15 protein-coding genes are annotated in these 19,876 nt (G+C 43.1%); 10 read left to right on the top strand and 5 right to left on the bottom strand.

Annotation, left to right across the window (positions count from 1 at the left end; all coding sequences use genetic code 11):
* Positions 1–243 precede the first annotated feature (243 nt).
* The 7 genes from M0N77_RS03365 to M0N77_RS03335 all read left to right on the top strand — a co-directional run bounded on the left by M0N77_RS03365 (position 244) and on the right by M0N77_RS03335 (position 9,300).
* A complete protein-coding gene (locus M0N77_RS03365) occupies positions 244–1,581 on the top strand; it encodes an MFS transporter (RefSeq protein ID WP_353103529.1) in 1,338 nt (445 codons plus the stop codon).
* Between the two features lie 68 nt (positions 1,582–1,649).
* Complete coding sequence (coq7, locus tag M0N77_RS03360; protein ID WP_353103527.1) at positions 1,650–2,294, top strand: 2-polyprenyl-3-methyl-6-methoxy-1,4-benzoquinone monooxygenase; 645 nt, start codon at positions 1,650–1,652, stop codon at positions 2,292–2,294.
* Between the two features lie 318 nt (positions 2,295–2,612).
* A complete protein-coding gene (locus M0N77_RS03355) occupies positions 2,613–3,611 on the top strand; it encodes a hypothetical protein (RefSeq protein ID WP_353103525.1) in 999 nt (332 codons plus the stop codon).
* A gap of 173 nt (positions 3,612–3,784) precedes the next feature.
* Positions 3,785–6,262: an alpha/beta hydrolase gene (locus M0N77_RS03350; RefSeq protein ID WP_353103523.1), complete on the top strand. Its 2,478-nt coding sequence runs from the start codon at positions 3,785–3,787 to the stop codon at positions 6,260–6,262.
* A 385-nt stretch (positions 6,263–6,647) separates the two neighbouring features.
* Positions 6,648–8,144 carry a cytochrome ubiquinol oxidase subunit I gene (locus M0N77_RS03345; protein ID WP_353103522.1) on the top strand — a complete coding sequence of 499 codons (1,497 nt, stop codon included), beginning with the start codon at positions 6,648–6,650 and terminating at the stop codon, positions 8,142–8,144.
* Complete coding sequence (gene cydB / locus M0N77_RS03340) at positions 8,144–9,160, top strand: cytochrome d ubiquinol oxidase subunit II (protein ID WP_353103520.1); 1,017 nt, start codon at positions 8,144–8,146, stop codon at positions 9,158–9,160. The genes M0N77_RS03345 and cydB overlap by 1 nt, the downstream gene beginning before the upstream one ends.
* A 23-nt stretch (positions 9,161–9,183) precedes the next feature.
* The gene (locus tag M0N77_RS03335) at positions 9,184–9,300 is read left to right on the top strand and encodes a DUF2474 domain-containing protein (RefSeq protein WP_353103518.1); all 117 of its coding nucleotides are present in this window, start codon (positions 9,184–9,186) and stop codon (positions 9,298–9,300) included.
* 149 nt (positions 9,301–9,449) lie between these two features.
* Here the strand turns inward: M0N77_RS03335 and murU are convergent, their stop codons facing one another.
* From murU to M0N77_RS03320, 3 genes are all read right to left on the bottom strand, one after another.
* Positions 9,450–10,178 (bottom strand): N-acetylmuramate alpha-1-phosphate uridylyltransferase MurU, encoded by a 729-nt coding sequence (murU, locus tag M0N77_RS03330; protein ID WP_353103516.1) that lies wholly within the window; start codon positions 10,176–10,178, stop codon positions 9,450–9,452.
* 92 nt (positions 10,179–10,270) lie between these two features.
* Positions 10,271–11,422 (bottom strand): phosphotransferase, encoded by a 1,152-nt coding sequence (locus tag M0N77_RS03325; RefSeq protein WP_353103514.1) that lies wholly within the window; start codon positions 11,420–11,422, stop codon positions 10,271–10,273.
* A gap of 110 nt (positions 11,423–11,532) precedes the next feature.
* Complete coding sequence (locus tag M0N77_RS03320) at positions 11,533–11,709, bottom strand: hypothetical protein (protein ID WP_353103512.1); 177 nt, start codon at positions 11,707–11,709, stop codon at positions 11,533–11,535.
* Positions 11,710–11,719: 10 nt separating this feature from the next.
* Here M0N77_RS03320 and M0N77_RS03315 point away from each other — a divergent pair, with 10 nt between their 5' ends.
* Together M0N77_RS03315 and M0N77_RS03310 are read left to right on the top strand one after the other, a co-directional pair.
* On the top strand, positions 11,720–14,587 hold the full coding sequence (locus M0N77_RS03315; RefSeq protein WP_353103510.1) for an LPS assembly protein LptD: 2,868 nt from the start codon (positions 11,720–11,722) through the stop codon (positions 14,585–14,587).
* Between the two features lie 179 nt (positions 14,588–14,766).
* Entirely contained in the window at positions 14,767–16,164 is a 1,398-nt protein-coding gene (locus M0N77_RS03310) for a peptidylprolyl isomerase (RefSeq protein WP_353103508.1), read from the top strand.
* Positions 16,165–16,611: 447 nt separating this feature from the next.
* Here M0N77_RS03310 and M0N77_RS03305 read toward each other — a convergent pair whose 3' ends face one another.
* The gene (locus tag M0N77_RS03305; RefSeq protein WP_353103506.1) at positions 16,612–17,766 is read right to left on the bottom strand and encodes an endonuclease/exonuclease/phosphatase family protein; all 1,155 of its coding nucleotides are present in this window, start codon (positions 17,764–17,766) and stop codon (positions 16,612–16,614) included.
* Between the two features lie 282 nt (positions 17,767–18,048).
* Here M0N77_RS03305 and asd point away from each other — a divergent pair, with 282 nt between their 5' ends.
* The gene (gene asd, locus M0N77_RS03300; protein WP_353103504.1) at positions 18,049–19,182 is read left to right on the top strand and encodes an aspartate-semialdehyde dehydrogenase; all 1,134 of its coding nucleotides are present in this window, start codon (positions 18,049–18,051) and stop codon (positions 19,180–19,182) included.
* 73 nt (positions 19,183–19,255) lie between these two features.
* On the opposite strand, the gene M0N77_RS03295 is transcribed toward asd, so the two are convergent.
* Positions 19,256–19,840, bottom strand: a complete 585-nt coding sequence (locus tag M0N77_RS03295) for a heme-binding protein (protein ID WP_353103502.1) — start codon at positions 19,838–19,840, stop codon at positions 19,256–19,258.
* Positions 19,841–19,876: the final 36 nt, after the last annotated feature.

Below are 19,876 nucleotides of genomic sequence, written 5' to 3'. Positions count from 1 at the left end.
AGAGCCTAAAAAATTTACAAATCATAACTGAGTTAACTGGCAAATCATAGCATTTAACACATGTATTTGCCTCAAAGCCTTGCTATTATACGACCTTGTAGTCATAAAACCTACCTTATATTTTGATAAGTTATTGATACTATTAATCATTGTCTGATTACACCTCACTTTTAAATTGCATTTATCTAGCATCTCTCTATGCTTGCTTAAAGTATTAGATAATATTCGCTCATAGGAAGCCTAATGGCAAATCAGTTTCAGTTATTCAAACGTCGTCGTTTTAGCGCTATGTTTTTTACTCAGTTTTTGGGTGCATTTAATGACAATATTTTTAAACAGGCACTGATATTAGTATTGACTTATACCGCTGCTAGCAAGCTTGGCGCTGAGGTTAGCATTCTTAATAACTTAGCTGCTATGCTATTTATTTTGCCGTACTTTTTATTCTCAGCGTTAGCAGGACAAATCGCTGATAAGTACGAGAAGTCTAAATTGACGCGCTTAGTCAAAGTCCTTGAGATCGTCATTATGACGGTTGCCGCTATTGGCTTTGTGTTTGAGTGGTATGTGCTGCTGTTTGTGGCGCTATTTTTGATGGGTACGCACTCTACTTTTTTTGGTCCTATTAAATACGCTTATTTGCCGCAGGCCATGCAAGAAGATGAGCTGGTCGGTGCTAATGGCCTATTTCAAATGGGCACATCCTTAGCTATTTTATTAGGTATGATCATCGCTGGGGTATTGACGCAGTTGCCGCAGTCGCTGTATTGGATCGCAGTAACGGTGGTATTGGTATCGGTATTGGGTTATGTGGCGGCGCGCGGTATTCCAAACATGCCAGCGATGCAGCCTACTCTTAAGGTTAATTGGAATATTTTTACCACCAGTTTAGCGACAGTGCGCTATTTATACTCGCTACCGTTTTTATTCTTTGTCATCTTAGGCAATAGCTGGTTTTGGTTTTATGGCGCTACCTTTTTGACGCAGACCCCTGAATTTAGCAAAGTAATATTGCAAGGCGATGAGTCAGTAGTGATATTTCTGCTAACCTTATTTTCAGTTGGAGTCTCTATTGGCTCTTTGTTGTGTAAGAGTTTGACCAAAAATCAGGTAAGTTTACGCCTATTACCCTTTGGTATTGCTGGATTAAGCCTATTTGCTATAGATCTTTATTTATCGTTATCAGGGCTTAATATAGAGCTTGCTGGCGATAATTTATTAGGCATTAGCGAGTTATTTGGCATTGCTGGAACTTGGCGCGTTTTTGTAGATTTATTTTTTTTAGGGTTTAGTGGCGGCTTATATATCGTGCCTTTATATGCCTCAATGCAGGCTTATGCCCCTAAGAGCCACCGGGCGCGCATCGTTGGGGCTAATAATATTTTTAATGCTGTTTTTATGGTAGGTTCTGCCATTTTTGCTATTGTGTTATTAAATAGCTTAAAGCTAACACTGCCGCAGTTGTTTTTGGTGACTGGAATACTTAATATTGTTTTTGGAGTATTTTTATATCTAAAACTAAAAAAACATCAGCAGCAAGCGCTTATTCAAACCAACGATGCTGCCAAAAATAATCAATAGTGAGTGAAAAAAACACTAAACTAAGCATAATTTTAAATTAAAAAACCGTGTTTTATCAGGAGTACAATATGACAGCGCGACCTTTATCTAAGATTGATCATTTATTATTAAGTGTTGATAAAGCTTTGCGAGCTATAGTGCCGCATTCAAACCCTAGCGCACGTCCGCTACCTGTTAGCAGTGATGAGATCCCTGAGCTGAGCATCACTGAATCTAGGCATGTGGCTGGGCTTATGCGTATCAATCATACCGGAGAGGTTTGCGCGCAGGGGTTATATCATGGTCAGGCGTTTGCGGCAAAAGATGATAAGGTCAAGCAAGCGATGCATCAGTCGGCGATTGAAGAAGTCGATCATCTAGTCTGGTGCGAGACCCGCTTAGACGAGCTTGGGAGTCACCCTAGTATTTTTACTCCGCTATGGTATGGGATGTCCTTTGGCTTAGGAGCCGTGGCAGGCGCTATCTCTAATGAGTTCAGCTTAGGGTTTGTAGCTGAGACAGAAGCACAAGTCAGCGAGCATCTACAAGATCATATCGCCCAGCTGCCCGCTCAAGACAACCGTACGCGCGAGATACTAGCGCAAATGGATATTGAGGAGCTACATCATCGACAGCTTGCTTTAGACAGTGGCGGCGCCGCTTTATCACCACCGGTGCGCCGTAGTATGCGTTTTATGGCCAACTGTATGAAAGGCGCCGCTTATCACGTATAACTAAAGTAACTAGTCAAAAATGTTTTTGGCTACTAACTGTTGCGTATTGTTTTTAACAATCCTACCATTGTGAGCATCACAGCTACTTGCTAGGGTATAAAAATTGAAATAATTTATAAGCTTGGTACTTTAAACTTTAAAGCTTAGTACCTTAGAACTTAACTTAGCACCTTAATACCTTAAAATTTAGTACTTTAGAATAAAAGTGTTTAATAGCTAAACTTATTATCTTTTATACCTCAAAATTAAATGACATTCGCTCAATACTAAGATAGCAAAAACCTTTACCATTGAGATTATTATAAGGCAGCCTTTTTTATGAAACATCACTCTACCAACAAATTTGCTACTTTAACGGCTTTAGCAGCAGCCTGTACTATGATGCTTGCCACTCCTGCTATCGCAGCAACCGATGCGGTAACAGCTAGCGTACCAAGCGCTAAGGATTCAAGTCAGCGTATTATTCGCCGTGCTCAGCCCGCGGCTGCTAGTACAACTCAAGCCAATACCTTGCAAACAAACGCAGTAGCAGCGGTGGCTGAAAGCGTACAAACACAAGCGCCTAATACTCGCGTTTATCAGCGCGGTCCTATCACCAGCTCCGGCATAGATATCAGTAAAGGCCAGCTACGCAATATCCCAGCGCCGCAAGCTCGTATCGATAATATTAGTTTTATCTCAACCGTACTTATTCCGACCACGCAAGGTGTGGGCAGCGATAAGCTAGATGTCAGCTTGCTTGATGATTTTATCGAAGACGTCTCACCTAATGCCCGTCACTATCCGCCAAACTTTCCTAATCGCTCACAGCGCTACTATGCTCGCGAAAAAATCAAAGTATTAACGGATTGGATTGATCCTTTTGCCAGTGCGCCTAATGCTTCTTATGAGGTGCTCATTCGTGCAGCCAAACTCAATGGCATGGGCCGTAACTTAGATTTAGGTTCTGATTATGCAATCCGCGGCGGCAAATATGTAGACCGTGCTATCAAAGCTAAGTCCGATAGCGGTGAAGCGAACTTCTTATATGGCATGATGCTCTCAGAGGGCGGCGGCTTTAAGGAAGGTCAAAAATATTTAGATAGAGCGGTCAGCTTAGGTTATACCGAAGCTGAGCAAAGTTTGGCTCAATCTGATCTATTGAGTGATCGCCGCAGTGAAGCGCTGTCGCGTTTACGTCGCCTGGAGCAACGAGCGCCTGATAATCAAATTATTCGCCAACAAATTAAGCTGATTGAAGATGGTAAATTCTATATCTGGGATATTCCTGCGCCCAATATCGATATCAATCCAAAGACGCTAAACCAAACCAGTTAGTAAAAAAGAATTAGAGTAAGCTTGATAGCGAATCAAACGTTTTATCTGTAGGCGCGTCTGTTTTATAGTGATGTAGAATTAGCTATAAAGCAGGCGCGCTTTTCTAATTTTGGCCTTGTCTATTTTAGGTTATCCTTTATAAAGTTTGTAATTGATACTCACTGAGAGCTGCTATGACCGTCACAAAAAATGCTTTTATAAGCACTATAAATATTCACAAAAAAGCGGCGTTAACTATGGTGCTGATTATTGCTCCGCTGTTTATTAGTGCTTGTAATACGGTCTCAGTAAGCCAGCAAAGCAAAGCTAAAGTCATTAGCAGTCAACGGGGTAATATCGTCTCAGATGACAAGCTTAGTAGTAATACTGCCGCCACTTTACTCTCAGCAGGTCTAAATCAGCAAGCTTGTTTTCAATATTTTGATCTTTGTTTAGATCAGCTCTCAGATAGTTTGCTCGATGACAAATATCGACCAGAGCTGGCTATTTTTGCTGAGTTGCATTACGCCAAAGCGCGGCAATTAGCCAATTCAGAGGACTGTAGAGCTGCGCTTGCCCGTCCGCCCATTGACCCTTATTATGCTAACGCTCCGCTTGATGACAAGCAAATTAAGACAAACCAGCAAAACACTGAGACTTGTCTTATCAGCTATCAGCAGCGACTGTTTGACGCCATCAAAACCAGTTATGCTTATCTGTTTTATGACAGTTTAGAGCATGATTTTGAGGGCGGCGATGGTAAGCAGAAAGTAGCACTGATAAAGAACCGTATTCCTAATGATGTAGATATTCAAACCCAAGATATCTACAACGCAGCGAGTAATGACGTCATCACCCAGCTGTATCAATCGGCAGACAATCCAAACAAATTAATGGGCGATACTAAAGTGGAGTATCTGCCAGCGACTGTTGCGGTTAGCGACTCTACCCAAGCGGCTATTACTAATAATGTCGCACTCCAAGGAGAGGCTACGGATCAGATAAAAGTGATGAAAATGCAGGTTGATGATTATAATCTTGAGGTGTATTTGCCTAATGAGAACAATTATCTAAAAAACGCTCGTGAGCGAACCTTAGCTTTAGCAGATCTAACCTCAACTTATGAGCTACGGTTAACCGGTCTTAACTCAATAAGCAAACGCCCCGGACTAGGCGTCAGCTTTGTGGCCTCGTTAAATGATCGCTATACCACTACCATTCGCCAGCTATTGGTGGCCTCATTATCAGGCAGGCTTGCTCAAGATATGGCGGACGATAATAAACCGTTCAATGATGACGATGCCAGCTCACGCGTCTACCCTACCGGTCACCTACTAATGACGGGGCTAATAAAGCCAAAAGGCAAAAGCATATTGGAGGTGTTAGCCAGCCGTCAGCTCGATATTCATCTATATAATCCTTATCGAAGTGAGAGTACTAAAATATTAGGCGAAGAGTATCCACTTGCTGCCAACTTTTCAGCCGGATACGGCATGTGGTTGGCTGAAAATCAGCTTGATGGCGTAGGCTATCTAAACTTAATCTCGCGCCAGCCACAAGCCAGTTTACCTAAGCTATTTATGCTTGAGCCTTATGATCCGAATAAGCGCGTGCTCATTATGCTGCATGGTCTAGCCTCTAGCCCCGCCGCTTGGGTCAATTTGACTAACGATATCCTAAACGATGATAAGCTGCGTGATAATTATCAAGTTTGGCAGATTTTTTATCCGACTAACCTACCTATTTTAGAGAACCGTTACCAAATTCAGCAACTGATTGAAGCGACTTATAAACAAACAGATCCTAGTGGCCAAAACCGTGCGAGCCAAAACAGTGTCATTATCAGTCATAGTATGGGCGGCATCATCGCACGAATGATGTTATCTGATGATAATTTGGTCGATGATTTGGATCGTCTTGATGAAGAAGACCTGCTGAGCGCCAGTGAAAAAAGGCAAATACGGGACGCTTTAAAACAGTCTTTTGGTGAGGAAAAATTAGAAAAGCGCTTCAAGCTACAATCCTTATCACAAGTAGATACTGCCGTATTCTTATCTACGCCATTTCGAGGCACTGACTATGCCGATCGTTGGTTCACGCGAGCGCTGCGCCGTATTGTTTACCTGCCAGTAGGACTAGTAAAAACCATCACCGATAATTTAGCGACTCTAGCTATCCAAGGCGATATAGCCAACAATCCTTTAGGCGCGCTTTATCTACAAAATGGCGCTAGCCAGTTAAGTAATAAATCCTCCTTTATTCAATTAACTAAAGATATCACTATCAATGATCGAGTGACCTATCATTCTATCATCGCCAATAATGATGCCGATATTACTAAAGGCCTAGCGCAGATGCAGCCGGACGGCGCCAAGATAGATTTATCACAAGCACAAGATGAGGATAGCGATGCTTTAGCAGCTAATACTGATGACGTTGATAATGACGATAGCAGTATAGACCGTACGCCTTTAGTAGCGGCTGTCACGGTCGAAGGCGATATCAGTCAGGCTATTACTGAGCGCTTGTCCGATGGCATTGTTCCTTATACCAGTGCACATTTAGACGGCGCGGCGACTGAAACGGTCATCAATGGTGGTCATAGTATTCAACAAAACCCGCAAACGATTCTGACCTTGCGCCGCATACTATATGAGCAGCTTAAGGAATAGTGGTTCTTAGGTGCGCGCTTCAATACAAGATATTGTTTATAAATTGTTCTATACATTGTTATAATATATAATAAAATATATTATAACTTTTATTGAGTACTTACTTATATACCAATTATGACTACTAGGTAAGCGCTGATAACAGAGCTATACTTGCACTCGCTCTAATGGAGGCGCATAATTGTCAACAGTTATTTTTTAGTCATCCGCTATCCACTTAACGGATTGATTTTATAGTATAAATTTAGATTTATAAGGATATAAATTCCACTTCAGCTAAGTCACTCTTAGCTATTGCCCGCGATAGGATTTATAAATTGCGGACAGTTACTTGAGCGTATCACGGAAGCTTGCGCTAATTTGCTCACTGATATAGGTAACGCTTATGTTCGCCTCTCTTATGATAAATCAGATGGATGCGCTAATGCTTGCGCGTATCCAATTCGCTTTTGTAATCTCATGGCATATTGTCTTTCCCGCCTTTACTATTGGTCTAGCTAGTTGGCTGATGGTACTTGAGTTTCGTTGGCTCAAAACCGGTAAGCCTATCTATGCCGAGGTCTATAAACATTGGGTCAAAATATTCGCCGTCGTCTTTGGGATGGGCGTAGTATCAGGCGTGGTGATGTCCTACCAGTTTGGTACTAACTGGGCGGTATTCTCTGATAAAGCCGGTAACGTTATGGGCCCTTTACTCGCCTATGAAGTGTTAACCGCGTTTTTCTTAGAAGCTTCGTTCTTGGGTATCATGCTGTTTGGTTGGGGCCGCGTCAGCAAACGCATGCATTTTGCCTCAACAGCCATTGTCGCTATCGGCACCCTGATATCTGCTTTTTGGATCTTAGCGGCTAACAGCTTTATGCAAACGCCGCAGGGCTTTATGATAGGCGCCGATGGACTGCTCTATCCTACTAACTGGCTAGAGGTTATTTTTAACCCCTCTTTCCCCTATCGCTTTGCTCATATGGTGACCGCTGCCTTCTTGACGACCGCTTTTGTCATTGGTGGTATCGGCGCTTATTACATTCAATCCAAAAAACATAGCGAACATCGCAAGCATGGTCAAGTCATGCTAGGTATGGCGATGATTATGGCGATCTTCGTCGCGCCAGCTCAGGTCTTGATTGGCGATGAGCATGGTCTTAACACTTTGGAGCATCAGCCGGCTAAAGTAGCGGCGATGGAAGGGATTTGGGAGGATGAGCGCGGTGCAGCCTTACGCCTGTTTGCTATTCCAGATCAAGACAATCAAACCAATAAGTTTGAGCTGAGTATTCCTTATGTTTCAGGGCTCATCTTAACTCACTCGTTAGATGGTGAAGTCAAAGGCCTCAAAAACTGGGAGCCTGAAGATCAGCCACCAGTAGCAATCGTGTTTTGGGCGTTTCGTATCATGGTCGCCATCGGTATGCTAATGGTACTAGTGGGCTTATTTAGTCTTTATAAGTACTTCAAAAAGCAGCAGTATAATCCGGATAGTAAATGGTTTCATCGAGCGTGGATGATGATGACGCCGATGGGATTTGTTGCGCTCTTAGCTGGCTGGTTTGTCACTGAAGTGGGACGCCAACCTTGGACAGTTTATGAAGTTATTCGCACTAGCGAGAGTATGTCGCCAGTAGCCGCCCAGCAAGTCGCCACTACTTTAATTGGCTTTATTGTGCTCTACGCCTTTGTCTTTGGTGCAGGTAGTTTTTATATCTTACGTCTGATTGCTAAAGGACCACAACCCTATGAAGATCCTACCGAAGATACCTATTATGACCATTCGGTAACCGAAGGTCAGGGTCGTACTTTAAGTGGTGATAATAATCCTGATGAGAAGGTCAAACAAGAGATTGATACTCCAGCAGACGATATTGACGATGGAGGGCTACGCTAATGTTTAATTTTGGTGAGGTATTAGATTTACCACTTATTTGGGGTGGCTTGATTGCGCTAGCCGTCTTTGTGTATGTGTTATTAGATGGCTTTGATTTGGGCTGTGGTATTTTGTTTCCTTTTGCCGGCTCTGATAAAAACCGTAGCCGGATGATGAACTCTATCGCGCCCTTTTGGGACGGTAATGAGACTTGGCTAGTACTTGGCGGCGGCGGCTTATTTGCCGCTTTCCCAGTAGCTTATGGCATTATTATGACCGGGCTTTACTTGCCGGTGACCTTTATGCTGTTTGGGCTAATCATGCGCGGCGTGGCCTTTGAGTTTCGCTTTAAAGCCACCAAGCATCGTTACGTCTGGGATTTGTTTTTCTTTATAGGCTCTATCGCGGCCGCTTTTTTTCAAGGCGTTATGCTAGGAGCATTGGTACACGGACTTGAGGCTAGCAATCGTTTATATACAGGCGGGCCTTTTGATTGGTTAACGACTTTTTCAGTGCTATGCGGTATCGCCGTTATCATTGGCTACGCTCTACTGGGCTCTACTTGGTTAATTATCAAAACCGAACATAAGCTACAAGTATGGGCGCGTAAAGTATCCGGTTGGCTTCTATCAGCCTTGGTAGTGGCTATGATAGTCGTTACCGTATTTATGTACTTCTCCGATATCAATGCACTTGAGGGCTGGTTTAGCTTCCCAGGACTGCTGTACTTAGCACCGATGCCTATTATCGTAGTATTGCTATTTTTCTTGATGCGTAAGGATCTGACCGGTGAGCGCGAATATCGCCCTTTTTTATTGACAGTGGCCTTGTTTTTGATGGGTTATATTGGCGTTTGCTTTGCTATCTTCCCCTACATTGTGCCTTATCAGATGACTATCTATGAAGCGGCGGCAGCAGATACTTCGCTATCATTTATGCTTATCGGTGCAGCCATCATGCTACCGATTATTCTTAGTTACACCGCTTTTGCTTATTATACTTTTAAGGGAAAAACGGATCACGAGCATATGTATTAATCAAAAAAGGCAAGGAGAGAGAGATGAAAAAACTCAGTAAAAAACAATCTCAATGGGCCTGGTTTATAGGATTATACTTGGCTGGGTTTTTGACTATTTTTATTATTGCTCAGCTGATTAAGCTGGCGATGGGTGTTTAGCTGTGTTAGTAATAACTTAGTCCTAATGAGCATTTATCGATAATAATAGTCTAATAGTTATCAATAAAAAGGTGGCACTGATTTAATCGGCGCCACCTTTTTTATGGATTACATTTTTATATTATCACTATTATTAACCTCAAACCTCTTTAAGCACCCTGATGGTTATTGACGCCTTTATGGTTGAGAAAGTCATTAACCTGCGCCAAACGTTCAGGAGTACCGACATCTATCCAATCATCAGTGATGACCTCGGCGGTGACCTGAAACTTTAGCATAGCTTGCTTTAGTAACGGCGCTAATGGCGCTGGTTGACCTGTAACAAGACCGTCAAGCAAGCGCGGCGATATTACACTTATACCAGCAAAAGTATATTTGTCCTTATCGCCTATCGGCTGTTCGCTCGCCAAACCACTATTAATAGCAAAATCGCCACTATTATTATGGTCAGGATTATCAATCAATAATAAGTGCGCTTTTTGATCAGCACCAAGCTGATAGTCTGTTAAGGGCGCAAAATCATAAGTGCTCCAAACATCAGAATTCACCAAAATAAAAGGCTCATCTTTTAATTGACCAGTTGCAAGCGCTTGATATATCCCGCCTGCGGTTTCAAGCGGCTCATCGTCCTCAACTGACCAATGCAAGGTAACGCCATATTGTGAGCCATCGCCCAAAGTCGCCATGAGCTTCTCAGCAAGCCAAGAAGCATTGATAGTAATATCAGTGATACCTACCGCTTGCAGGGCTTTGATATGCCATACAATTAGCGGCTGCGCTCCTACCTCAACTAACGGCTTAGGCGTACTCAGCGTCAAAGGGCGTAAGCGCGTACCTTTACCTGCTGCTAGTATCATTGCTTGCTTTATTGCCGCCATGCCGACTCCTTAATAAAACGACTGTTTTTAAAATGCTTATGTTTTAAGATTTTATATATGGTTAAAGTTTTGATTACTAGTTTTAGTTACTATTAGATGTACTGCTGCACAAAATTAGCTTGATAAGCAGGCAGTACGGTCTCTATCATCCATTCATTAAAAGGTTTGACAGCAAATTGCATCTGCTCACTGCCGTGCGCTGCCAACCAGTCAAGCTCAAACAACAAATCATTCATTACTTTTGGGATATTAAACAGATAACGGTTTTTACCATCGCGCTCAAACAGACGAATAAAGATGCCAAGTACCTTGAGATGACGCTGCACTCCCATCACATTGACATCATTTTCAAACTGCTTTGCACTATCAGCAGTAGTCAATCCGGCTTGCTGCTGCAGATGCCAAAAGTCATTAATCCAGCTAGACACTTGCAGCTCAGACCAATCAACATAAGCATCTCTAACTAACGATACCAAGTCATAGCTATAAGCTCCGATAACCGCATCTTGAAAGTCAATGACACCTAATTGCGAGTGGTCTGCTCGATCTTGCATCAGATTGCGACTGTGATAATCGCGATGAACGATAACTTGCGGCTGCCTTAAAATCTCAGTATTTAGCGCCGCTTTAAGATTATTCCAAAGGCTCTTATCTAATGGCACGCCAATATGAGGAATAAACCAATCACTAAATAACTCCATCTCTCGGCTGAGAAGCTCAGCATCATAATCGGCTAATTGATGCTCAGCTCTAGCGGTTTTGACAGGGACTTGCTGCAGCGCAATTAGGGTATTCATCGCCAATTGGTAATACTCATCAACTTGCGCTGCTGTCGCCTCCACTAGCAAATGAGCGAACTCTACTGACCCAAAATCTTGCAGCACCAAAAACCCTTGTTCAAGCTCTTGAGCTATAATCGTTGGTACATTGATAGCTGGTGCCATCAAAGCCGTTACATTGATAAACTGCTGCATAGCCTGCTGCTCATCAGCTGAATCCATCACCATATAGAACTCAGTTTTGTGTTTATCAGCTTGACTCGCTAATTGGAGACGGTGATATCGGCGGCTACTGGCATCGCCTGCTAAGCTATCAAGCTTGAGGTTATCCGTCTCAAATACCTGCTGTAGCCAGCTGATTAATTGCTGATGGCGCTTATCGTCCGGCGCGCTATTGTTAGCCGTTACGGCTGAGGCTTGAGAATTGGTATAAGGTTTAGAGGTCATAGTTTGGTTATCTGTCATAGCGTTAGTGGTCACAAAAATGGTCGGTTAAATATAGTGATAAGTCAGGCAAATACTTGCTAAAATGACGAATCCTTTATAGGGACAAATTAATAGGTAAGATTGAGACGCTAGACATTTTGATTAATCCTTATTAACAGGATACCGATAGCAAATATGCCTTGCTCGCTTATAAAATTTGTTGAATAGTGTAGCTGATTTGGTTTTTTTTGACTATCATAAGTCCAATTAAATGCGACTCTAGTTAGTAATCGTTTCAATCCTAACCCAATAGGCTCTGCAATCATAGGTGTGCCCTTGTTATATTCTCCGCTCTACCAAAGCATTCGCCTGATTTTGTTCGGCGCGTTAAGTTTATCAAGCTTGACCGTTGGCGCTGCTATCAACGATCAGCAGATGAATCCGCTGGACTCTGATAGATCAAGCCGCCCTGCAGCTGACTTACAGACGCAAGACTCTAGCGCGCAGAGTAATGAGCTAAATGATGCTTTGGACATTACCCAGATTAATGACAGCGCGGCTATAGATTCAGCGGTGATAATAGAGAATACTAAGGCTACTAATAATAATGCTAACCGTGCTAATAATGAAAAACTTGACCTTGAAGACGACAGTATTCAAGCAAGCTTGATGCGTTTAGCGCAGTTTTATCAATTAAAGCCTGATAATGAGCGCGATAGTACTATTGATCCAGCTCTAAATAATCAATCAAGCCTTACTAACGCCAACTCAGCAGTAGCTAAAACCTTACCAAAGCTTGGCACTGATTTGGATATTGTGCCAGTTACTATAAATAATGCGCCGCGCTGCGAAGGTCAATGGGTCTACCCCTCAAGCAATCCAAACTATCAACGCGCTATCAATGAAGCTAATGCTGACGCAAATAGCAACATGAATAATCAAGGCTCGTTATTTGCTGAGTCTGACTATGGCTACTATGATAATGTCGACTATGCTGAGCTATCAGGCAATGTAATTATCGATCAAGGCGCTCAGCATATCGAAGCTGAAAAGGTTGTGCTAGATTTGACCAATAACATTGCAGCAGCGCAAGGTCAGGTCATGTTCACCAACCAAGCCATTGATAGCACGCAAGCAGCTAGGCTCAGTAATGATCATAATCAGCGTTTAGCGGTTAGGCTCAATGAACAAGGGGCGCAAGGCGGCCTGATTGGGGTAGCTGATAACTTGGCTTATAATACTGAGAGCGGACAGTCAACGGCTAGTGACGTGGCTTTTGCTAGTGTGCCGTTACAAGCGCATGGCTATGCAAAAAAGCTCAATCGTCCTAACGACAGTCAATACGAGCTGGATAATGTGATGTTTACCACTTGCCCGCCTACCGATCGCAAATGGCAGCTTGAGGCCAAAAGTATCGACTTAGATACGGACACTGGCCGCGGTGAGGCGTACAATACCACTTTCAAAATCGCTGATGTGCCCGTATTTTACCTGCCTTACTTTAACTTCCCTATCGACTCACGCCGTAGTAGTGGGTTTTTATTACCAAATGCTAGCATCGATAGTAATAGCGGGGTTGAGATTGATATTCCCTATTATTTCAATATAGCGCCCAATTATGACGCTACTCTTAATACTCAGATTTATAGTAATCGTAACCCTATGCTCTCAGGTGAGTTTCGTTATCTAACCGATAGTTATGGTGAAGGGATAATCAATGGCTCCTACCTTCCTAACGATAAAAAATATAATGATGAGGATCGTAGCAGTCTTTTTTATGATCATTATTGGTCTTCCACTAGCATTGCGCGCTTGAGTGGTGATGCCAAATATAGCTACGTCTCAGACGCTGATTATCTCAATGATTTTGATACCCTAGGTTTATCAAATAACACCCTCAATCTACCGCGCCGCGCTCGGCTCAATTATTATAATGATTATGTTAATGGTGAATTAAAAGTCGAGACTTTTCAGACTCTGGATGCTATTACCAATGATGGAGAGCGCTTAGAGGATAAAGATAAGCCTTATTCGCGTTTACCGCAGCTATCTTTGAACTATCGTTTGCCTTGGTTAGAGGGCATAGATATTACTGGTATTCATGACTCAGCTTATTTTAAAAAGTCTATTGACGATGGTTCTGAGGCCGAAAAAAGTGGCGTTAGACTGTATAATAAACTAAGCGCCGCCTATCCTATCAATTCATCTTGGGGTTATATTCATCCTAAGTTAAGCTTGCAGCATCTCTACACCTCTTATGATCAAGATAGTTTAGAGGCTAACAATTTGAATGAAAAAGATGGCAGTCAATCGGTATTTGTACCCCAAGCTAGTATCGATGCAGGTTTAAACTTTTATCAAGCAGGCTCACCTTTTGGTGCTTTTGATAATACCATGGGCGGCTATCAGCTGTTGAGTCCGCGGCTAAAATACACCTATTCGCCTTTTAAAGATCAAAATGATATTCCTAACTTCAATAGCCGCATAGCCTCTATTAATTATGAGCAGCTGTTCTCAGATAGCTGGTTCTTGGGTTATGATCGTTTGCAAGATTTGCACGCTATCACGCCTGGCATTAATTATCGTTACATCGATGCAACGGGTGTGACACGTTTTGATGGTAGCATTGCAGAGCAGTTTTATTATGATGATGGCCGAGTCACTTTAGAGGGGCAAACGCCGGTATTAAATAAGTCCTCCTCAGGTATGGTCTGGGATGCTAGTGCTCAGCCTTATAACAACGTCTGGGTTGATGTCAGCGGCGCACTAGATAATCATTATGATCTAAACTATGTCATCACTGAGCTGCGTTATCAGCCTACTGAGAATAGCTTATTTAACGTAGGCTTTGTAAAACGTCAAGAAGATCAAAATACCAATCAGTTGCCTATCTCAGCAGTGACTGCATCGGCTGTTTTTCCGGTAAACAACAATTGGCGAGTATTAGCCCAAGGTCAGTATGATTATCGCCGTAACCAAACTCTTGATGCTCTAGTGGGTATCGATTACGAGGATTGTTGTTTTGGTTTTGCCGTCTACGGTCGTCGTTATTATAATGACTTGAACGTCAATGATAAGCCAAATCAAGCTATTATGGCTGAGATTAGATTAAATGGCCTTGGTAGTAGCAGTGGCCGTTTGACGCGCTTATTAGCGGACAAAGTCTTAGGTTTTGAGCCGGTACAGAATGCTTGGAAAGACTAATGGGACTGATACTGTAATAAAAGCAAAATTGACCATATAAGCTTTAGCCGCTATGACCGTAATATAACCACTCAACAACGTATTATTTAACTCTACAAGTGTACCCAGTTTGATCTAATCTAAAAGCGTATGCCGCTGATCAATCCGTACTCGATATGATGACATCAATAAGGATTATCATGAGACTTTTTTCTTTACGCCAGACCAGCCGCGCCGTTTTACTAACTATGAGCACAGGTATGGGTCTCGTACTTGCCCTCAATGCTCAAGCAGCTACGATAAAACCTGCAGCTACTCAAGCAACTAATGTTAGTACTCAAAACGCCAGTCGCTTAACGCCTGCTACCAGTACTGACGGCATCATTGCGCTAGTAAACGACAATGCTATCCTAAAAAGTGATCTTATAACTGCTATTGCTCAGACTCAAGCACGGGCACAGGCCGCAGGGCAACCGCTAGCGAACTCGCCGCAGCTTCAATCTGAGGTGTTAAACGGACTTATCCAACGTGAGTTACAGCTCTCTTTAGTCAATCGCCTTGGCCTACAGCCCGATGACGCTGCCATAAACCAGCGCTTAGCCCAGATAGCTCAAGGCGAAGGGGTCAGTAGTTTGGCCGCTTTACAACAAAAGCTTGATGCGGCTCAGTCTGGTAGCTATTCTGCTCTACGGGCAAAGCTGATTGAAGATGCCTCTATTCAAGCGCTGCAGCAGCGCCAAGTCAGTAGCCGAGTGCGTATCAGTGAGCAAGATGTCGATGCATTTTTGGCCTCGCCTGAAGCCAAACGCTTAAGCCAAAACGAGTATCAAACCATTCATGTGCGCGTGCCTTATATGGATGACTATAGCCGTCTCTCAGAAGCGCAGCGTCAGCAAGCCCTTACAGTAGCAAAAAAGCTACGCAGCCGTCTTCTTCAGCCTAATGTCGATGTCGAGGCTGCCATAAGCGCTACTCAAGGTGATTATCCTATTGCTTTACAAGGCGGTGATATGGGCTTTCATAAAGCTTCATCGCTACCTACCGAATTATCGAGTCAGATTACTAAACTAGCTGTTGGCGAGGTCAGCGAGCCTTTAATCACCCCAGAGGGTATCGATATCGTCAAACTGGCTAATAAAAATAGCAGTGATAAAAAGATAGTGCCGCAGTGGAATGCTCGGCACATCTTGATCAAAGTGGATGAGCTACAAAGTGATAGTCTGGCTGAACAAAAAATTAATGACTTATATGAGCAGCTACGCCAAGGGGCAGATTTTGCTAGTTTAGCATCGACGTATTCTGATGATCCAGGCTCTGCTGGACGCGGTGGCGATCTAGGCTGGGTTAGTGAAGGCGAGATGGTGGGACCCTTTGAAGCGGTTATGAAAAGCACCTCTGTCAATGATTACTCCGCTCCTTTTAAGAGTCAGTTTGGTTGGCATATCCTAAAAGTCGATGACCAGCGTCAACAAGATGTCAGTGATGAGTATCGCCGTGATATGGCACGTCAAGCGCTTTTTCAACGCTCAGCTCCTCAAGCTACAGAAGATTGGCTACAAGAGCTGCGAGCGGGTGCCTATATTCAAGTGATTGAATAATTTGAATAAAAAGTCTGTTAGATAAAGAGCTCGCTAGATAAACAATCTAATACCACTGAATCTAGCTTTACGAATAGGGGTCTATGCCGATGCATGAGCCCTTATTTTTATCAGGGCGTTGTTTTTTATCAGAATATTGTCAACAAACTTCAACCACTAACAATGAACAAGAAAAAACCCGAACCTTGGGCAATAGGTTCGGGTTTATTATTTCATATTATTATTATATCCCTGCTGACTGATTTCACGTCGCTAATATTGGCTCAAAGATTACGGTTTTATCCTTCATCACAAGCCTCAACACTACATCCTTGTCTATCCTTGTGTTGATGACTATAGTGTATGATAACTTAAGAGAGCTAACTAGACGCCAAAAGCACTATTTATTGTACGCTTATGCTTACACCAGCTCAGTTTTTTTCCAGTATTTGATAGCGTCTAATCAGACTAAACGGATTTTGCTTGATGTTTTACTGCTTTTTCGCTGTTTTCTTCCTCATGCTCTTTTGAGACTTTTTGCCCTTCATCGATACCCGCCTCTATCTTACTATTAGTCTCTTTTATATCATCAGCGTCGGTAGTTGGAGCGTTTTGCTGTTGGTTATCAGTCTCTTGTGGCTCATATTGCAAAGTCGTCATCACCGGGAAGTGATCAGAACCAATAGAAGGCAGACGTCTGATATCTACCAAAGTAAAGCAGGCACTGTGAAAAATATGATCGAGCGCCCAGCGCAAAAAGGGATATTTGACATGAAAGGTATTGATAAAATGACGACCAATACGCGGATCAAGCAGACCTGAGATTCGCTGAAAACGGCGAGTGGTTTTTGACCAAGCGACATCGTTAAGATCTCCGGCCAATATAGCCGTTTGCTCCTGCTCTTTGATATGCTTACCAACCATCAGTAGCTCAGCATCACGCGTGGTCGATTTGTCGGCCTCAGTAGGGCTCGGCGGCATAGGGTGTAGACAATATAGCCAAATGACGCGTCCGCTTTGTAGCCGGAGCTGACTATGAATGGAGGGAATATCATCAATAATAAGGTACTTAACTTTAGGATCTATCAGCTCAAGCTTTGAGTATAAATGCATACCATACAAGTTATCTAGCGGCACCTTGACGTTGTAAGGATAATCAGGTTCTATCTGCTCAAGAGCTTGCTCCCACTTTTTATCAGACTCTAATGTAATCAAGATGTCAGGGTTTTTTTTATTAACCAAATCCACTAAGTCTTGAGTCTGATCGTTAGGAGTCAACACATTTGATACCATAATCTTGATTTGATGCTCGGCAAGTTTTGCATCTTTGGTAGCAGTTTTTACCTCCTTCTTCCATAGCCTAGTGTAGGGCAGCACCATGCGTAGCTGATAAGCTAGAGTAATACTCAAGGCTATAAATAATAACCACTGCCCTAACTGCCATTCAGAGCTGAACAAAACCATAGCTATCCAAGCAATAATACCTAGCACCATTATCTGAATACGCGGAAACTCAACCCCTCTCACCCACCAGTTATCAAGAGGCAGCCACCCCCAAATTGTCACAAAGGCAATAAACCCTGCCAGCCCCTGCACACCGTAATATAGTAACGAGAGATCCATAATATGTTTAACCATTGATTAAAGTGAGCACTAAGCTAGCAACTGTTAAGTCGATAACTAGCAAGTCAATAACTAGTAGCCAGTGATAAAATCTGATTTAAGATGCCTTACTTTATCATTCCATTAAGCTAAGAGATATTAAAATACGTTACTGACTAATATATGGTTAGGAGAGCATAAAAATCAGTGATTTTATTGAAAAAATCTTGCTTTTTTGCTTTATTCACGGCATTGTTATTGGTTGGCATCGTAACAAACCATTGTAACAGAGGAAGGCGTTTCATGAGTCATTTAACAGTAGGTCTAGTAGGTTGGCGCGGTATGGTCGGTTCAGTGCTCATAGAGCGCATGAGGGCTGAAAAAGACTTTGCAGGTATAACCCCTGTATTTTTTTCGACCAGTAATAGCGGTGGCGAGGCCCCAAGCTTTGATGGTATTGGCCCAAGCAAACTCAAAGATGCTCATGATATTCAAGCCTTAGCCGATTGCGATGTTATTATTACCTGCCAAGGTGGCGACTATACCCAAAAGGTGCATCAGCCACTACGAGACAGTGGTTGGCAAGGCTATTGGATCGATGCGGCGAGCACGCTGCGTATGAAAGATGACAGTGTTATCATCTTAGATCCGGTAAATCGTAAGGTTATCGATGAGGCTTTGGCTAATGGTATCAAGGATTTTATTGGTGGTAATTGTACTGTCTCACTAATGCTAATGGCCATCGGCGAGCTGTTCAATAGAGGCTGGGTGGAATGGGTCAGTGCTATGACCTATCAAGCCGCTAGTGGCTCTGGCGCTAACAATATGCGTGAGCTCATCGAAGGCATGGGTGTACTACGTGATGCGGTAAAAGATGAGTTGGCAGATCCTGCTAGCGCTATTTTAGATATCGATAAAAAGATCGCTGATACGCAGCGCTCAAAGGACTTTCCTCAGCAGTACTTCGGTGTGCCCCTAGCTGGTAGCTTGATTCCTTATATCGACGTACAGCTCGATAATAAGCAATCTAAAGAGGAGTGGAAAGGCGGCGTTGAAACCAATAAAATCCTTGGCCATTCTGAAGCTGACAAGATTGCTATCGATGGTATGTGTGTGCGTATCGGTGCCATGCGTTGTCACGCGCAAGGTCTGACTATCAAGCTCAAAAAAGATATTCCACTTGAGGAGATAGAAGCGGCGCTAAAAAACAGCGGCAATCAGTGGTTAGATGTGGTCGAAGATGACAAGGAAGCCACTATGAATCGTCTCACGCCAGTAGCGGTCACGGGTACTTTGACTGTCGCTGTCGGGCGTCTGCGTAAGCTTAATATGGGGCCTGAATATTTAGGAGCCTTTACCGTTGGTGATCAGCTATTATGGGGCGCCGCTGAGCCACTACGCCGGATGCTAGGTATCATACGCGCGCAAAAAGCTTAAGCCCAATCAAAAACATTCATCATAAAAAAGGACAGCGCTTGCTGTCCTTTTTATTGCTCGCTACAACTAGCTTTTACTGATAACGAATCATAATCTCATTACGGCGCATAAAAGGAAGCGTCCAAGGTGGATTATAACGAGCCAGCTCAGGCTGCCCTACTTGCTTTAAATTCTGGCTTTGCATCCACTTTTTTAAGGCGGCCGTCTTGGACGCGACTTTTTCAGCGCCAGTCAAGCCGGAGAACTGAATCACTCCATAAGTCTGCGCCGGAACCTCACTGATTTTAACCTCGGGGTTATTAGGCTTAGGTAAAGTTTGCATAGTGTACTGACTTGGCATTACAAAACGAACGCGCCATCTACCATCCTGCTCTTGCAGGTTTACAGGAGCAGTCATAGCAATCTTTTGTGATGGTTTATTATCCCCCTTTTGCGGCTGCATTTTTACAGGAGAGGTCATGTTAATCTTACTACTCTTGCCACTAGGCGCGGTGTTATTACCAAAGATATAATCGGCTAATATCCTAAAGCCTTTATTACTAGCTTGTTTTTGATCACCGGCTACATAAGTCTCAGCGACAATTTGCGGATCGTAGCGACGTAACTCAAAATCATCCGATTGGTTCAAAATAGTATAGTTTGGTTCTTCGGTAGCCATAGCTGCTCCTGGTAAAATTAACAGACCGCTTATCAG

It is taken from the genome of Psychrobacter sp. AH5, from assembly GCF_040371085.1.
In the GTDB taxonomy this organism is placed as follows: domain Bacteria; phylum Pseudomonadota; class Gammaproteobacteria; order Pseudomonadales; family Moraxellaceae; genus Psychrobacter.
Note: the sequence above shows the minus strand (reverse complement) of the source record. Positions and strands in the feature narration are given on the sequence as shown.

What these genes read in the sequence shown, in the direction of transcription:
- M0N77_RS03365 (WP_353103529.1), top strand. Translation starts at nt 244, where the DNA reads ATGGCAAATCAGTTTCAGTTATTCAAACGTCGTCGTTTTAGCGCTATG.
- coq7 (WP_353103527.1), top strand. Translation starts at nt 1,650, where the DNA reads ATGACAGCGCGACCTTTATCTAAGATTGATCATTTATTATTAAGTGTT.
- M0N77_RS03355 (WP_353103525.1), top strand. Translation starts at nt 2,613, where the DNA reads ATGAAACATCACTCTACCAACAAATTTGCTACTTTAACGGCTTTAGCA.
- M0N77_RS03350 (WP_353103523.1), top strand. Translation starts at nt 3,785, where the DNA reads ATGACCGTCACAAAAAATGCTTTTATAAGCACTATAAATATTCACAAA.
- M0N77_RS03345 (WP_353103522.1), top strand. Translation starts at nt 6,648, where the DNA reads ATGTTCGCCTCTCTTATGATAAATCAGATGGATGCGCTAATGCTTGCG.
- cydB (WP_353103520.1), top strand. Translation starts at nt 8,144, where the DNA reads ATGTTTAATTTTGGTGAGGTATTAGATTTACCACTTATTTGGGGTGGC.
- M0N77_RS03335 (WP_353103518.1), top strand. Translation starts at nt 9,184, where the DNA reads ATGAAAAAACTCAGTAAAAAACAATCTCAATGGGCCTGGTTTATAGGA.
- murU (WP_353103516.1), bottom strand. Translation starts at nt 10,178, where the DNA reads ATGGCGGCAATAAAGCAAGCAATGATACTAGCAGCAGGTAAAGGTACG.
- M0N77_RS03325 (WP_353103514.1), bottom strand. Translation starts at nt 11,422, where the DNA reads ATGACAGATAACCAAACTATGACCTCTAAACCTTATACCAATTCTCAA.
- M0N77_RS03320 (WP_353103512.1), bottom strand. Translation starts at nt 11,709, where the DNA reads ATGATTGCAGAGCCTATTGGGTTAGGATTGAAACGATTACTAACTAGA.
- M0N77_RS03310 (WP_353103508.1), top strand. Translation starts at nt 14,767, where the DNA reads ATGAGACTTTTTTCTTTACGCCAGACCAGCCGCGCCGTTTTACTAACT.
- M0N77_RS03305 (WP_353103506.1), bottom strand. Translation starts at nt 17,766, where the DNA reads ATGGATCTCTCGTTACTATATTACGGTGTGCAGGGGCTGGCAGGGTTT.
- asd (WP_353103504.1), top strand. Translation starts at nt 18,049, where the DNA reads ATGAGTCATTTAACAGTAGGTCTAGTAGGTTGGCGCGGTATGGTCGGT.
- M0N77_RS03295 (WP_353103502.1), bottom strand. Translation starts at nt 19,840, where the DNA reads ATGGCTACCGAAGAACCAAACTATACTATTTTGAACCAATCGGATGAT.